Source organism: Mesorhizobium sp. L-8-10 (assembly GCF_016756635.1).
In the GTDB taxonomy this organism is placed as follows: Bacteria; Pseudomonadota; Alphaproteobacteria; order Rhizobiales; family Rhizobiaceae.
Genome location: NZ_AP023263.1, coordinates 5,671,621 through 5,687,108 on the forward strand (window position 1 = coordinate 5,671,621; position 15,488 = coordinate 5,687,108).

At 65.0% G+C, this 15,488-nt stretch carries 12 protein-coding genes and 1 tRNA gene; 8 read left to right on the forward strand and 5 right to left on the reverse strand.

Translation table 11 applies throughout. The features are described 5' to 3' along the window. Positions 1–131: 131 nt before the first annotated feature. A complete protein-coding gene (locus JN280_RS26555; RefSeq protein WP_202306772.1) occupies positions 132–1,589 on the forward strand; it encodes a TrkH family potassium uptake protein in 1,458 nt (485 codons plus the stop codon). A gap of 106 nt (positions 1,590–1,695) precedes the next feature. Further along, complete coding sequence (locus JN280_RS26560) at positions 1,696–2,862, forward strand: alpha/beta hydrolase (protein WP_244742113.1); 1,167 nt, start codon at positions 1,696–1,698, stop codon at positions 2,860–2,862. Positions 2,863–3,438: 576 nt separating this feature from the next. Here JN280_RS26560 and ade read toward each other — a convergent pair. After that, complete coding sequence (ade, locus tag JN280_RS26565) at positions 3,439–5,256, reverse strand: adenine deaminase (RefSeq protein WP_202306776.1); 1,818 nt, start codon at positions 5,254–5,256, stop codon at positions 3,439–3,441. A 123-nt stretch (positions 5,257–5,379) separates the two neighbouring features. Here ade and JN280_RS26570 point away from each other — a divergent pair, with 123 nt between their 5' ends. The 5 genes from JN280_RS26570 to JN280_RS26590 all read left to right on the forward strand — a co-directional run bounded on the left by JN280_RS26570 (position 5,380) and on the right by JN280_RS26590 (position 12,117). Next, a complete protein-coding gene (locus JN280_RS26570) occupies positions 5,380–7,242 on the forward strand; it encodes a sensor histidine kinase (protein ID WP_202306778.1) in 1,863 nt (620 codons plus the stop codon). Continuing rightward, positions 7,239–8,573 carry a sigma-54-dependent transcriptional regulator gene (locus JN280_RS26575; protein WP_202306780.1) on the forward strand — a complete coding sequence of 445 codons (1,335 nt, stop codon included), beginning with the start codon at positions 7,239–7,241 and terminating at the stop codon, positions 8,571–8,573. Before JN280_RS26570 ends, JN280_RS26575 begins: the two co-directional genes overlap by 4 nt. A gap of 253 nt (positions 8,574–8,826) precedes the next feature. Beyond that, positions 8,827–9,804 (forward strand): tripartite tricarboxylate transporter substrate-binding protein, encoded by a 978-nt coding sequence (locus JN280_RS26580; protein ID WP_202306781.1) that lies wholly within the window; start codon positions 8,827–8,829, stop codon positions 9,802–9,804. 332 nt (positions 9,805–10,136) lie between these two features. Further along, positions 10,137–10,598 (forward strand): tripartite tricarboxylate transporter TctB family protein, encoded by a 462-nt coding sequence (locus tag JN280_RS26585; RefSeq protein ID WP_202306783.1) that lies wholly within the window; start codon positions 10,137–10,139, stop codon positions 10,596–10,598. Between the two features lie 10 nt (positions 10,599–10,608). Beyond that, positions 10,609–12,117: a tripartite tricarboxylate transporter permease gene (locus tag JN280_RS26590; RefSeq protein ID WP_202306785.1), complete on the forward strand. Its 1,509-nt coding sequence runs from the start codon at positions 10,609–10,611 to the stop codon at positions 12,115–12,117. Between the two features lie 47 nt (positions 12,118–12,164). On the opposite strand, the gene JN280_RS26595 is transcribed toward JN280_RS26590, so the two are convergent. Next, positions 12,165–12,839 (reverse strand): winged helix-turn-helix transcriptional regulator, encoded by a 675-nt coding sequence (locus JN280_RS26595; RefSeq protein WP_202306787.1) that lies wholly within the window; start codon positions 12,837–12,839, stop codon positions 12,165–12,167. Between the two features lie 268 nt (positions 12,840–13,107). Here JN280_RS26595 and JN280_RS26600 point away from each other — a divergent pair, with 268 nt between their 5' ends. Continuing rightward, positions 13,108–14,277 carry an acyl-CoA dehydrogenase family protein gene (locus tag JN280_RS26600; protein ID WP_202306789.1) on the forward strand — a complete coding sequence of 390 codons (1,170 nt, stop codon included), beginning with the start codon at positions 13,108–13,110 and terminating at the stop codon, positions 14,275–14,277. A 181-nt stretch (positions 14,278–14,458) separates the two neighbouring features. Here the strand turns inward: JN280_RS26600 and JN280_RS26605 are convergent, their stop codons facing one another. The 3 genes from JN280_RS26605 to JN280_RS26615 all read right to left on the reverse strand — a co-directional run bounded on the left by JN280_RS26605 (position 14,459) and on the right by JN280_RS26615 (position 15,478). Next, positions 14,459–14,761: an XRE family transcriptional regulator gene (locus JN280_RS26605; protein ID WP_202306791.1), complete on the reverse strand. Its 303-nt coding sequence runs from the start codon at positions 14,759–14,761 to the stop codon at positions 14,459–14,461. A gap of 9 nt (positions 14,762–14,770) precedes the next feature. Beyond that, entirely contained in the window at positions 14,771–15,124 is a 354-nt protein-coding gene (locus tag JN280_RS26610; protein WP_202306793.1) for a type II toxin-antitoxin system RelE/ParE family toxin, read from the reverse strand. Between the two features lie 267 nt (positions 15,125–15,391). Then, positions 15,392–15,478 (reverse strand) — tRNA-Leu (locus JN280_RS26615). Positions 15,479–15,488 lie beyond the last annotated feature (10 nt).

The following is a 15,488-nucleotide window of genomic DNA, read 5'->3' on the forward strand; positions in this document are numbered from 1 at the left end:
TTTCGGAATCGGGACCCCACACGGGGTTGCGTGGCTTCGCCCACGCTTCACCTGCCTGGCTTCTTCTTCTTGCCGCAGGTTTTTTCCGAAAAACCGTCGGGCACTTTTCCGAAACCTGCCCTGGGGGATTCGTGAACAGAAATGCCGTCCGTGCGGCCATTCATATCGCAGCCGTATTCGCCATCTATCTCTCGGCCGCGATGCTCATCCCCGCTGCGGTCGATCTCTATTTCGGCCATCGGGACTGGCAGGTTTTCACCTTCTCGGCACTGTCCATGGGCGGCCTTGCCCTTGCCGTCGCCATGGCGACCCAGGGCCGCCCGCCGCAGGTGACGACGCGCTTCGGGTTCCTTCTCGTCAACCTCCTGTGGTTCACGCTCGCCGTCGCCGGCGCCGTGCCCTTCATGCTGTCGTCGCTGGACCTCAGCATCACCGACGCCTTCTTCGAATCGGTCTCGGGCATCACCACGACCGGCTCGACAGTGATCAACGGCCTCGACCAACTGCCTCCCGGCCTCCTGCTCTGGCGCTCCCTGCTTTCCTTCATGGGCGGCCTCGGGGTCATCGCGCTGGGGCTCTTCCTGCTGCCCTTCCTCAACATCGGCGGCGTCTCCTATTTCAGAATAGAATCATCCGACATAGAGGATCGCCCTTTCGAGCGTTTCCAGACCTTCGCCATCAGCCTGATCGGCATCTATACGGCGCTCGTCTTCATCTGCGCGGTCTGCTACGCGATCGCCGGGATGAGAGGCTTCGACGCCGTGAACCATGCCATGTCCACGATCGCGACAGGCGGCATGTCGACCCATGACACTTCCTTCATCCGCTACGCCAACACGCCAGCCATCCTGTGGATCGGCTCGATCTTCATGTTCATCGGGGCCTTGCCCTTCTCGATCACGATCCTGTTCGCCGTGCGCGGGCGGCTCGATGCGATGCGCGACCCGCAGATCAGGGCTTTCGCCGGCTATTGCATCATGTTCGCATTGGCGGTGGCAGTCTATCTGCGCGTCCGCATGGACATGCCCTTCTTCGAGGCGCTCGGCCATTCGACCTTCAACATGATATCGATCATCACGACGACGGGCTTCTCCAGCGACGACTACACGCAATGGGGACCCTTCGCCGTCGCCTGCATATTCGTCGCCACCTTCCTGGGCGGCTGCTCGGGCTCGACGACGGGCGCGATCAAGTCCTATCGATTCCTGATCCTGTTCGCACTGATCGTGAACGGCCTGCGCCGCCTCATCTATCCGAGCATGGTGCACGCGGTGCACTACGGCGACCGCACGGTCGACGAGGACATGCAGCGCGCGGTCGTCCTGTTCATCGCCTCCTTCTTCGTGCTGTGGGCGATCGCGACCATCATGCTGGCCGCGACCGGCCTCGACCTGACGACGGCCATGACCGGTGCCCTCACCTCGCTCACCAATGTCGGGCCGGGCCTCGGCCCGGTCATCGGGCCGGTAGGCAACTTCTCCTCGCTGCCGGATGCCGCGAAATGGATCTGCTCGGCCGCGATGCTGCTCGGCCGCCTCGAAATCCTCGCGGTCTTCGTCATCTTCACCCCGACTTTCTGGGGACGCTGAGACCGGGAGCCGTCAAGGAACAGCGGCACGCTCGCGAAGGACGTCGGTGGACCGGCGAGGTCTTTGCCTGTATCAACCCAGTCCGAGTAATCGGTCCATTCCCATAGTGTTCCCATCATTTGCAATCCGTTATCCGATCGCCGCGCTGCTGGCGGCCATCGTGCTCTCCGGCTGCGCGGGGCCCCAGTCGCACGCGCTGCTGGCGAAGACCGCCGTTCCGGTCGAAGCCTCGAAGATCGCCGGCAAGCACGAGATCTTCGTGGTCACGACCCGCGCCAAGGCCCCCGATCCTCGTGTGGTCTTCTCCGGGGACCGCTCCGACGCCTCTTCCTTCGCCCGCGTCGACATGACAGTCCCTCAGGTGCACAAGACCGGCAGCATCGAGGTGCCGAAGAGCGATCAAGGCGACCCCTCCAAATATTTCACCGCCACCAGGCTCGCCGCCTATCGCGACGAAGCCGCCTTCTCCAGCGCGTTGCGGGCCGACATGGCCCGCCGCAACGGCCGCGTGATGGTCTTCATCCACGGCTACAACACGGCGTTCGACGGCGCGGTCTACCGCGCCACGCAGATCGTGCACGATTCCGGCTACAGCGGCACGCCCATCCTTTTCACCTGGGCCTCGGCCGGCCGCACGGTCGATTACGTATACGACAACAACAGCGCGACGGCTGCGCGCGACCGGCTGGAGGATCTGCTTCGGCTGGTCCAGCGCTCGGGCGCCAAGCGCATCGACATCGTCGCGCATTCAATGGGCAACTGGGTCACGGTCGAAGCTTTGCGGCAACTCGCCATGACCGGCGACCGCGACCTCGGCGGCAAGATGGGCGACGTCGTGCTCGCCTCGCCCGACATCGACGTCGACGTCTTCAAGACCCAGATGCGGCGCTATGGCGTGCCGAAGAAGCCCTTTATCGTGCTGACGTCGAGCAACGACCGCGCCCTCAGCATATCGGGCCTGATCGCCGGTCAGCGACCGCGCCTCGGCGACTATGCGGACTCCAAGGATATCGTCAGCTACGGCGTTGTCGTCGCCGATATCAGTTCCCTGTCGGCGGGCGACAGGCTCAACCACACCAAGTTCGCAGACAATCCGTTGATGGTGAAGCTTCTCGGCGATCGGCTGCAAAGCGACCAGTTGGAGGCGAGCGGCAGTCAGATCACCGATCGGGTCAACACCCTGACCAGAGGCCTGGGCCAGACGCTGGTGTCGGCGGCCGAGATCGTCATCACCACGCCGTTCGAGGTGATGAAGGTCGCCGTGGGGCAGTAAGGCATGTCTCCCGAAAGCGGGTACCGGTTTCGGGATAAAGACATGCGTGAAATCAAGACCTACAGCGCGTTGCGGTAAGTGGGGCACAGCACACGACAGAATGGTTGCGGGTGATCAGCGGCAACATATCCGCTTCGTCATCCACGGGCGAGCGCACGCAGCGAAGCGCAGGGCGCGATGACCCGTGGATCCATGCCGTGACCGACCCGAAGGCCGGAGACGATCGAGGAAGAGGATGGCTCGCCTATCCACCTGCCCAAGCCGGCACATATTCTGCACCGAAGCAGTCGTCCGCGATTTCACGGCATGGATTCTCGGGTTACCTCGCCCACGCTTCGCGTAGGCTCGGGCCCGAGAATGACGAAGATAGGGCGGCGCTGTTTCGGGGACGCAAAACCGCTGCGCACTTTTGCTGGAATTGATCCAGGCCTCGGGCAGCCGAGGGCGCCATGATGTGGCGAGTCCTAACACTCTCGACCTTCGATGTATCCAGCATGTCATGCGGTCCCGACTACTGTCGTGTGCCGTGGAATCCGTTTCGCGCAATGCGCCGTAGGAAGCCAGCAGGGCGCCCTTCTACAAGAACAGGTCAACCTTCTCGAAGGTCGTCACGTCGACCAGGCCGACATCGGAAATTCGCAGTTCCGGGATCACCACCAGCGCCAGCAGCGAATGCTGCATATAGGCGTTGTTCAGGCTGCAGCCCATCTGGCGCATGGCCTCCGTCAGCTTCGCCGCCTTGGCCGCCACGATCTCGGCACGCTCGTCCGACATCAGACCGGCGATCGGCATCTCCACCAGCGCGATCTCCTTGCCCTTCGAGAACAGTACGACGCCACCCCCGACCTGGCCGAGGCGGTTGGCGGCCAGAGCCATGTCTTCCTTGTTGGTACCGACGACGATCATGTGGTGGGAATCATGCGCCACGGTCGAGGCCAGCGCGCAGTCCTCCACGTAGCCGAAGCCCGAGACGAAGCCGTTCACGACCCCGCCCGTACCACGGTGCCTCTCGACCAGGGCGATCTGGCAGATGTCGTTCCTGCGGTCCATCGCCACCAGCCCGTCCTCGACCGGCAGATCCGCCTCAAGCGCCCGGGTCGGCGCCTGGTTCTCGATCACCCCGATCACCCGCGCCCGCACCTCGTTGGCGCCGGCCGGGGCAGCGATGTCGAAATCCCTTGCCGCCAGCTTCTTGCCCAGCTTCACGGTCTTCTTCGCCGTCGCGGGATAGTCGTATGGCCGGATGTCCGCCTCCAGCCTGCCTGCCCTGGCGAGCCGGACGCCGCGGCTATAGACCTCGTCGATCGCGAGAGCGGCAAGATCGGAGACGATGAGGAAATCGGCGAGCCGGCCCGGCGCGATCGACCCGATCTCGCGTTCGAGACGGAAATGCTGCGCGGTGTTGATGGTCGCCATCTGGATCGCGGTCACCGGCTTCAGCCCCTGGGCGATGGCATGGCGCACGACCCGGTCCATGTGCCCGTCGTCGACCAGCGTTCCCGAATGGCTGTCGTCGGTGCATAGGATGAAGTTGCGCGGATCGACGCCCTGCTCCGTCACGGCCTTGATCTGGGCCGCAACGTCGTACCAGGCCGAACCGAGACGCAGCATCGCCTTCATGCCCTGGCGGACGCGGGCGATCGCATCCTCGGCGCGGGTGCCTTCGTGGTCGTCCTCCGCCCCCCCGGCGATATAGCCGTGGAACGGCAGGCCGAGATCGCGCGACGCATAATGCCCCCCGACCGTCTTGCCGGCCCTGACCGTTGCCGCGATCTCGCCGGCCATGACGGGGTCGTTCGCCGCGACGCCGGGGAAATTCATGACTTCGCCGAGGCCGATGATGTTCTCCCAGCCCATCGCCTCGACGACGTCGGCGACGGTAAGTGCGGCGCCCGCATTCTCCAGTCCCGGCGCCGAGGGCACGCAGGACGGCATCTGGACATGCACGTTGATCGGCATGGCCATCGCCTCGTCATGCATGAGCCTGACGCCGCCGAGGCCCAGAACATTGGCGATTTCGTGCGGGTCGATGAACATCGAGGTGGTGCCGTGCGGGATCACCGCCCGGCAGAACTCGGTCACCGTGACCATGCCGCTTTCGACATGCATGTGGGCGTCGCAGAGGCCCGGCACGAGATACCGTCCGCCGGCGTCGACCACCTTGGTTCCCTGGCCGATGGCGTGGCTCGCATCGGAGCCGCAATAGGCGAAGCGGCCGGCGACGATGGCGAGATCCGTTCCGGCGATCACCTCGCCGGAATGGACGTTCACCCAGCGGCCGTTGCGCACGACGAGGTCGGCAGGCTTGCGCCCCATGGCCACGTCGACGAGCAGCGTCGCCACCTCCGCCCAGGGTTTCGGCCTGGAAAAACTCGCGCTCGTCTTCTTCGCCATCGGTTCGCTCCTGATTCCCGCGAATGTGCCAAGACCCGCGCGCTTTGACCAGTTGCCCGCGCCCCCTTTTTCGGCGAGGTGCCGGGCCGCTATAGTGAGCAAAAAGGAGAACGAGGCCCGCCGATGGACGGACTGCAGTTCATGCATCGAAGCCTTGCCCCGGGCCGCAGGCTGTGGGCAGCGCTGGTGCTGGTCGCCGTGGCCGCCGTGGTGGCGGTCCTGGTCGGCCGCCTCGCGACGCGCGCCTATCTCGACGAAGCTGCGGCGCGCGGCCAGACCACGCTGCGGCTGGCGGTCGCTGCCTTGCGCGGCCATATGAACCGTTTCGAACCGCTGCCCGCGCTGATCGCCGATCACGACGACATCAAGGAACTGGTGGCCGACCCCGGCAACGCCGGTCTGCGGGCCCGTGCCAACGACTATCTCGAGGAGATCAACGCGCTGCTCCAGTCTTCAGACATCTATGTGATGGTGCCCGACGGGGAGACGATAGCGGCCAGCAACCACCAGGGCCCGGCCAGTTTCGTCGGCGGAAATTTCTCCTACCGTCCCTATTTCCAGGACGCCATGACCGGCGAGCAGGGCCGCTTCTTCGCGCTCGGCACGACATCGCAGAAGCGGGGCTACTACTTCTCCTCGCCGGTGCGCATCGGCGGCGCGATCCGGGGCGTGGTCGTGTTCAAGGTCGACCTCGACGCGATCGAAGCCTCCTGGATGGGCGGCGAGCATGCGATCTTCGTCTCCGATCCCGAAGGCATCATATTCATGAGCGGCCGGCCCGAATGGCTCTATTCCGGCCTGCTGCCGCTGACCGCGGACCGGCTGGCGCGCACGCAAGTGTCGAGGCGCTATTCCGACGCGGAGCTTCGCGAGCTTCCCATAACCGGACGAACCGTCTCGGACGGCCGCGAACTGATCAGCGTGGAGACCGGCGACAAGGTGCGCGAGTATCTCGCTTTGGCCGAACCAATGCCCGAAGCCGGCTGGACGGTGAACATCCTGACCGACACCGCTTCCGCCCGGGCCCAGGCGATCACAGCGGTCGCCGCCGCCCTGCTGCTGCTCGGCCTCGCCGCCCTCGCCGCGGCGATCGTCATGCAAAGACGCGCGCGACTGGCCGATCGGATGGAGTTGCAGAGGACGGCCAGGGCAGAGTTGGAGCGGCGCGTGGAGGAACGCACGGCCGATCTCGCTCTGGTCAACCGGCAGCTCGAAACCGAGGTGGCGGAGCGCCGCGCCACCGAGCGGCAGCTCCGGCAGACACAGGCCGATCTGATCCAGGCCGGCAAGCTCGCCGCGCTCGGCCAGATGTCGGCCGCCCTGTCGCACGAGTTCAACCAGCCGCTGGCAGCGGTGAAGACCTATGCCGACAATGCGGCAGTCCTGATCGACCGGGAGCGAATGGCGGAGGCCCGCGACAACCTCGCGCGCATCTCGGGCCTCGCCGACCGCATGGCCTCGCTCGGCCGGCATCTGCGCAACTTCGCGCGCAAGCCAAACGAGAAGCTCGGCGCCGTGCCGCTCGCCGACACGATCAGGGACACGCTGGAGATCGTCGCCGCGCGCCTGAAGGCCGCCGATGCCTGCGTGAACGTCGACCTCGGCACGCTGCCGCTGGCCGTCCGCGCCGGCTCGGTGCGGCTCCAGCAGGTCCTCGTCAACATCATCTCCAACGCGGCCGACGCCGTCGAAGGTCGCGAAGGCAGGACGATAGACATCGTGGCGCGGCGCAAGTCGGGCAAGGTGACGATCACCGTGCGCGACCGTGGCCCCGGCGTTCCGGCTGCGATCGCCGAGCGCATCTTCGATCCGTTCTTCACCACCAAGGGAATAGGCAAGGGTCTCGGCCTCGGCCTCTCCATCTCCTACAATATCGTCAAGGATTTCGGCGGCAGCCTTTCGGTCGGCAACCATGAGGAAGGCGGCGCGGTCTTCACAATCGAGCTCGAAGCGGCGCGGCTGCCGGCGACGGAGGCTGCGGAATGAAGCCGACGATACTGCTGGTCGACGACGAGGAGGAACTGCGCCGTTCGTCGAGCCAGGCCCTCGATCTCGCCGGCTTCGATGTCAGAAGCTTCGCCGCCGGCGAACCCGTGCTCGACATCGTCGGCTACGGCTTCGAGGGCATCGTGGTCACCGACATCCGCATGCCCGACATGGACGGCATGACCCTGATGGGCAAGATCCGCGAGATCGATCCGGACATCCCCGTCATCCTCATCACCGGCCATGCCGACGTCCAGCTCGCAGTGAAGGCGATGCGTGAGGGCGCCTATGATTTCCTGGAAAAACCCTTCAACGCACAGGAACTCGCCGACATCGCGGCGCGCGCGCTCGACCGGCGCAGCCTGGTGATCGAGAACCGGCGCCTGCGCGCCGAGGCCGGCAAGCGCGACGACATCGAGGCGCGCCTGCCCGGCCGCACACAACTCATGGTCGACCTGCGCTACCGCCTGCGCGCGGTCGCGGCCACCGATGCCGATGTGCTCGTCATCGGCGACACCGGGACGGGCAAGGAGGTCGCGGCACGCGCGCTCCACGACATCAGCGCGCGGGCAGAAAGGCCGTTCGTGGCCATCGACTGCGCGGCGCTGCCGGCCAATCTGATCGAAAGCGAGCTGTTCGGCCACGAGGCCGGCGCCTTTCCCGGCGCGATCCGCGCCCGCTACGGCAAGTTCGAGCATGCACGCGGCGGCACGATCCTGCTCGACGAGATCGGCTCCATGCCGCTCGACCTCCAGGCCAAGCTGCTGCGGGTGATCGACGAGCGCCGCATCACGCGGCTCGGCTCCAACGAGGCCGTGCCGCTCGACGTGCGCTTCATCGCCGCCAGCAAGACCGATCTCGACGCGGAGGCCGCAGCCGGCCGCTTCCGCGCCGACCTGCTCTATCGGCTCAACATGGTGACGCTGCGCATGCCGGCGCTCGGCGCCCGGCGCGAGGACGTGCCCCTGCTCTTCCTCCAGCTCGTCAACGAAGCGGCCGTTCGTTACCGTCGCGGGCCGATCGACGTGCCGCCCGCGATCGTCGCCGACGTCGCGCGGCGGGACTGGCCGGGCAATGTGCGCGAGCTGCGCAACGCCGCCGATCGTTTCGTGCTGGGCCTCGGACCCGCCGAGCCGCTCGGAGCCGGCTCTGCCCATGCCGGCCTCGCAGACCGGGTCGCCGATTTCGAGCGGAGCATCATCGCGGGAGCCCTCGCCGCCCACGGCGGAAGCCTGAAGCCCGTCTACGAATCGCTGCGCATCTCGCGCAAGACCCTCTACGAGAAGATGCAGAAATACGGCCTCGGACGGCACGACCTCGACAGTGTGTGAGCAGCGCGGGATGCTTCATTCGCCCCGTCAGACAGCCGGTCGCCCGCCGATGGGTGGAAATCCACACATCTCCGTCGCCCTATGTCACGTTTTCCACCCACGGCGCGAGGCCGATGGTGTAAAAATGGCGGGCGGCACGGTCGCGGCATTTGCACATATTGCGGCCGGATGTCTTGATGGCCCGATCCCCAGCCGGCACGCCGGGGAGCTTGCGTGCGGGCCGGGCGGGTAAATGCAGACCGGGAGGACACCCATGAAGAATATGATTGCCGCCATCGGCGCGGCCGTGACGCTTTCGCTGTCGTCGTTCGCGGCCTCGGCGCAGACCTATCCCGACCGCACGGTGACCATCGTCGTGCCCTTCTCCGCGGGCGGACCGACCGACACGGTGACGCGTCTCGTCGCCGAAGCCATGTCCAAGGACCTCGGCCAGCAGATCATCGTCGAGAATGTGGGCGGTGCCGGCGGCACGCTGGGGGCTGGGCGCGTGGCGAAAGCCGATCCGGACGGCTACACGCTGCTCCTCTATCACATCGGCATGGCCACCAGTGCCACGCTCTATCGGAAACTCGCCTACGATACGCTGAACGCTTTCGAATATGTCGGCCTCGTCACCGAGGTTCCGATGACCATCGTGGCGCGCAAGGATCTCGAGCCGACCGACCTGAAGAGCCTGGTCGAATATGCCAAGGCGAACAAGGACACGGTCACGGTCGCCAATGCCGGCTTAGGTGCCGCCTCGCATCTGTGCGGGATGCTGTTCATGAACGCCATCGAGACGCCACTCGTCACCGTTCCCTACAAGGGGACCGGCCCCGCCATGACCGATCTGCTCGGCGGACAGGTCGACATCATGTGCGACCAGACCACCAACACGACCAAGCAGATCACCGGCGGGACGATCAAGGCCTATGCCGTCACCTCGCCGGAACGCCTCGACGTGCTGCCCGACGTGCCCACAACGACAGAAGCGGGCCTTCCCGCCGTGCAGGTCGGCATCTGGCATGGGCTCTATGCGCCGAAGGGAACGCCCGCCGAAGTGACGGAGCGCCTGTCGAAGTCGCTCCAGGTGGCGCTCAAGGACCCGAACGTCGTCGCCCGCTTCGCCGAGCTCGGCACGACGCCTTCCTCCGACGCCGACGCCACACCTGCCGCCCTCAAGGCCAAGCTTGAAAGCGAGATCGCTCGCTGGAAGCCGATCATCGAGGCTGCCGGCCAATACGCCGACTGATCTCCCGACCAGCGGCCTGTGTTATCGGGAAGGCGCGCCGTGGAGGCGCGCCCCCTGCAGCATCGGACCCGAAAGCGGGTACCGGTATCGGGATGAATCCGATGCTATAATAGAGGGATCGAGCGGCAGCACCGATATCATCGATCCCATCGGTGCATCCGCCGCTCTTCAGGCAGGAGTTCGGGCCGCCGGGCGAGTTCCCGGCATTTGCCAGCCCTCGGCCGCAGGCCGTCGGGCTTCTTCGGAGAAACGGTCCGGTCGACGCTGGCAGCCTTCACGAACAGGAGCGTCGGAACCCGACGCCGCTCAAAGCAACAAGGGATAGGAACGTCATGAAATCCCTGCGTATCGATCCGACGAACGGCCTCTGCGGAGCGCTTTTCCTGGTCGTCGGGCTGTTCTTTCTCGTCCAGTCGGTCGGGCTGGAGATCGGCACTGCCTTCAGGATGGGACCGGGCTATTTTCCGCTCGTCCTTTCCGGAGTTCTGATCGTGCTCGGCCTCGTCATCCTGGTGCAGGCTACCAAGGTGGAAAGCGAACCGATCGGGCCGATCGCCTGGCGCGGCATGCTTCTCATCCTGCCCGCGCCGATCCTGTTCGGCCTCACGGTGCGCGGGTTCGGCTTCGTCCCGGCCGTGTTCATCAGCGCTCTCGTCGCCTCTTTCGCCAGCACGCGCATGACGCCGCTCATGGCATTGGTGCTGGCTGCGGCGCTGACCGCCTTTTCGGTCGTCGTCTTCAGCTACGGGCTCGGCCTGCCGTACCAACGGTTCGGCCCCTGGCTGCGTTTCTGAGGAGGGCAGGATGGAACTCTTGTCCAATCTCGGCCTCGGTTTCGCGACCGCCTCGACGCTCGCCAATCTCGGCTTCTGCCTGATAGGCGTCCTGCTCGGCACGCTGATCGGCGTGCTGCCGGGCATCGGCGCCACGGCAACCATCGCGATGCTGCTGCCGATCACCTTCCAGATCGGCGATCCCGTCTCCTCGCTCATCATGCTGGCCGGCATCTATTACGGCGCCCAATATGGCGGCTCGACCACGGCGATCCTGATCAACATGCCGGGCGAATCCTCGTCCGCCGTCACGGCCATCGACGGCTACCAGATGGCCCGCAACGGCCGGGCGGGCGCGGCCCTCGCCATCGCCGCGATCGGCTCCTTCTTCGCCGGCACGGTCTCGACCTTCCTCGTGGCGCTTTTCGCACCGCCACTGACGGCCATCGCGCTGGAATTCGGGGCGGCGGAATATTTCTCGCTGATGGTGGTCGGCCTCGTCTCGTCGATCGCGCTCGCGCACGGTTCGATCGTGAAGGCGCTGGCCATGGTCGTGCTCGGCCTGCTGCTCGGCCTCGTCGGAACCGACATCTATTCCGGCACTCCGCGCTTCACACTGGGGATTACCGAATATGCCGATGGGCTGAATTTCGTCGCGGTGGCGGTCGGCGTCTTCGGCATCGCCGAGATCCTGCGCAACCTGGAGAACGAGCATGAGCGCTCGGTGCTGATCCGCAAGGTCAGCGGCCTGCTGCCGACGCGCGAGGATTTCAGGCGCATGACGGCGCCGATCCTGCGCGGTACGGCGATCGGCTCGGCGCTCGGCATCCTGCCTGGCGGCGGCGCCATCCTCGCCGCCTTCGCCTCCTACACGGTCGAGAAGCGGCTTTCCGACCGCCCCGAGGAGTTCGGCAAGGGAGCCATCGCCGGCGTCGCCGGTCCCGAATCGGCCAACAATGCCGGCGCGCAGACCTCCTTCATCCCGATGCTGACGCTGGGTATTCCCGCCAACCCGGTCATGGCGCTGATGATCGGCGCCATGATCATCCAGGGCATCGTGCCGGGCCCCAATGTCGCGACCGAGCAGCCGGCGCTGTTCTGGGGCATCATCGCGTCCATGTGGATCGGCAACCTGATGCTCGTCATCCTCAACCTGCCGCTGATCGGCCTGTGGGTGAAGCTGCTGACGGTGCCCTACTACGTGCTGTTCCCGATCATCATGGCCTTCTGCTCGATCGGGGTCTACAGCGTCAACGCCAACATCTACGACCTCTTCGCGGTCGCCTTCTTCGGGTTCATCGGCTACGTGCTCGTCAAGCTGCGCTGCGAACCGGCGCCGCTGCTGCTCGGATTCGTGCTCGGCCCGCTGCTCGAGGAGAATCTGAGGCGCGCCATGATCCTGTCGCGCGGCGATCCATCCGTCTTCGTCACGCGGCCGATCAGCGCCACGCTGCTCGCCATCGCCGCGGCCGTGCTCATCGTCGTGTTCCTGCCGAGCGTGAAGAAGAAGCGCGAGGAAGTGTTCGTCGAGGAGAATTGAGGGCGGGCAACCCTGCCCTCCCGGGGGGGCGAGGGAGCGGCTACGCCCTATGCCCGCGCGGCACCGGCGAAAGGGCTGAGGCCCAGCCATTGCTGCATGGCGCGCGCGATCGCGGGATCGCCGTCGAGTTCGAGAGCACCGGCCTCGACCTCGGCCCTCACCTTCGCCAGGCCCATCCAGATCGCGGTCATGCTCCTCAATGAAGAGCGGACCATGAGGTCGATATCGAAACCAGGGTCGAAATTGCACAGATCGACCTCGCCGCCGTCGACGACCAGCCACCAGTTCTTCTGCTTGGCCGACAGTTCGGGGTACTGAAACTGAATCGTGCAGCGGCGCGGGGGCAAAGGCTCGGGATTGAGATTGCGGCGCATGTCCCACATCAGAAGCGACGGGTCGAGATTGCGCAGAGAAAGCTGCGATTCCACCCAGCGCGTTCCCCAGAAGCCGAGCCCCATGATGATGCCGCGGAGATCCTCGCCCGCCGCCGTCAGACGATATTCGGCCGCACCGCCGTTCTTCTTCTCGATGACGCCGGCTTTCTCCAGTTCTTTCAAGCGTTTGGACAAAAGCGCGGGGGACATGCGGGGTACGCCGCGCCTCAGGTCGTTGAACCGCGTCGTTCCCGACAGCAATTCACGGATGACCAGCGTCGTCCAGCGGGAACACAGGATTTCCGACGCCATCGAAACGGGACAGAACTGTCCATATCCGCCAAGCATGCAATCCACCGTTGTTGACCGCAATCAGGATAACATTTCGGGCCTGCACCGCAAAGCAACCTATCGTTTCGCCTGGCATGCGGCAGAGCACTTCCGGCAGGCATCATTCACACGCTTTTCTCCATATATGACGCATATTTCTATCCATCTATTCTTGTCCGCCTCTTCGAAAAGCTGACCAGCCAGCGAGCGGTACAGTTCGTGAACTGGACCCGCGCCTTTCATGGCGCGATCCTGCCACTGAGAAAATCCCACGGAGGATCATCAGATGACATTGGCGGCACCCGAAACATCGAGACTGAAGAACTTTGGTCCGGCCCCGGCGGGACGCGTGGTCGACATCGTCCGGGAACTGCTTCCCGGATTTGCAAAGAGGGCGGATGCCCATGACGCAGGCGACCGTTTCGTCGCCGAGAACTACGCGGCATTGAAAGACGCGGGGCTCGTCGAAACCGGCGTGCCCGTGGAACTGGGCGGCGGCGGCGCCGAGATCGCGGAACTCTGCGAAATGCTGCGGACGATGGCGCATGGCTGCGCCTCGACGGCGCTCGCCTTTTCCATGCACACCCACCAGGTCGCAATCCCGGCCTGGCGCTGGCGGCATCAGAAGGTGGCCGCGGTCGAGCCGCTGCTGCGCCGCGTCGCGACGGATCGCATCATTCTCCTGTCGAGCGGCGGTTCCGACTGGATCGGCGGGTCGGGCAAGGCCGAAAGGGTCGAAGGCGGCTACCGCGTCACGGCGCGCAAGGTCTTCACGTCGGGCGCCGAGGCAGGCGACCTCTTGATGACGGGCGCGATCACCGAGCAGGACGGCACGCGCATGGTCATCCATTTCGGACTGCCGATGAAAGCCGAGACGGTCAAGATCGTCGACACATGGCGCACCCTCGGCATGCGCGGCACAGGTTCGAACGATGTGGTCGTCGACGGGCACTTCATACCCGACGCCGCGGTCGCCTTGTCCCGCAAGGCGGGCGAGTGGCATCCGCTGTTCCAGGTGATCGCCACGACCGCGTTCCCGCTGATCTATGCTGTCTATCTGGGAGTAGCTGAAAGCGCACGCGACATCGCCATCGGGCTCGCGGCCGGGAAGCAGCCGAACCACCACCTGACGGAACTTGCGGGCCGCATGGAGACGACGCTTCGCGCCGCGCAGATCGCGCACCGCCACATGGTGGAGGTGGTCGAACGGAACAATCCCTCGGCGGAGTCCGTCAACGAGGTGATGATCGGCCGCACGCTGGTGGCACAGAATGCCATCCAGGCCGTCGAATTCGCCATGGAACTGGCCGGCGGCGCCGGCTTCTATCGCGCCAATGGCCTCGAACGGTGTTTTCGCGACATCCAGGGTGCGCGCTACCACCCGCTGCAGGCAGGCCCGCAGGCGCGCTATTCCGGGTCGATGGCGCTGGGGCTGCCGGTGGCGGAAGTGTTCTGAGCAATGCTGTGACTCGAGGAAATCCAAACGAGGGTTCTGGAGGGACTGTAGCCGGCCGGCCGGTCTGCAGCGTGTCGCATGAAGAAGGATACTCGCGACACGCTGCAGGTACTTTCGGGAGACGTGCTTCTGCCCGCCACGGCTGGAACGACGAGTCCTTCAGCCATGTCGCAACCAGTTTCTAGACAAACTCGATCCGCACCTTGCGTCCGACCATTTCGGCCGCGCGCTGCAAGGTTGTCAGCGTGACATTGCCGTCCTTGGGGTCGAGCAGGCGGTCCACCTGACTGCGGCTCGTTCCCATCTGCGCGGCCATCTGGCGCTTGGAGAGTTTCTTTTCCCTCATGGCGTTCTCAAGCTGCCAGGCGAGCACTTCCTTGATGGCGATCGCCTCGAACTCCTCGCGCTTGCCTTCTTCGGTCAGGAACTCATCGAGGGTGACGAGCCCTTCGGTCGAACGTCCCTTGTTGCCTTCTTCCGTCATGACTGCCTCCTATGGCATGAACTCTTTCATTCGCTTGCGGGCCAGCGTCAGTTCCTCGTCCGGGGTCTTCTGGGTTTTCTTGATGAACCCGGAGAGCACCAGGATTGCGTCTGCCCGCACACAAAACAGCATGCGGGCGATGCGTCCGCTGGGAAGCGATGTGCGCACTTCCCACAATCCGCCGCTGAGTGGTCGGCACAAAGGCATGCCCACCGGCCAGCGATATTGAACGCGCATCAAATCAAGCCCGATGGCTTGCCGATCGTTTTCATCGAGGCCACGCAGCCAGTCTCGAACGACCTCGTTGCCGCCAGCCGTACGGTAGAACACGACCGGGATGCTGCGCGGCGCCTCAGTAGCCATTTGGCATCATATAATGTCCATGTACCATAAAAAGTGCATAGCTGCAAATGGGGATTCGGGGACTGATCCTTTCCCAGCAGGCGGAACGAACGACGCAACTGACGCGCGATCAACACTCCGCAGAAAGAACGACTCGTGCGCCAGCAACGTCCTGGACATGCGACAATGTCTGGCTGTCACGAAAATCAACCGCAAGTAGCGCGTCGGTCGGTGGCGCGGCCTCATCCAAGTCGTGAGCGAAACCAAACGGACGCGAGGTCGGGAAGATGGTGCGGACGGCGGGGATCGAACCCGCAAGCCTGTGAAGGCGAGAGATTTTAAGTCTCTTGTGTCTACCAGTTCCACCACGTCCGCCCGGTGGCTC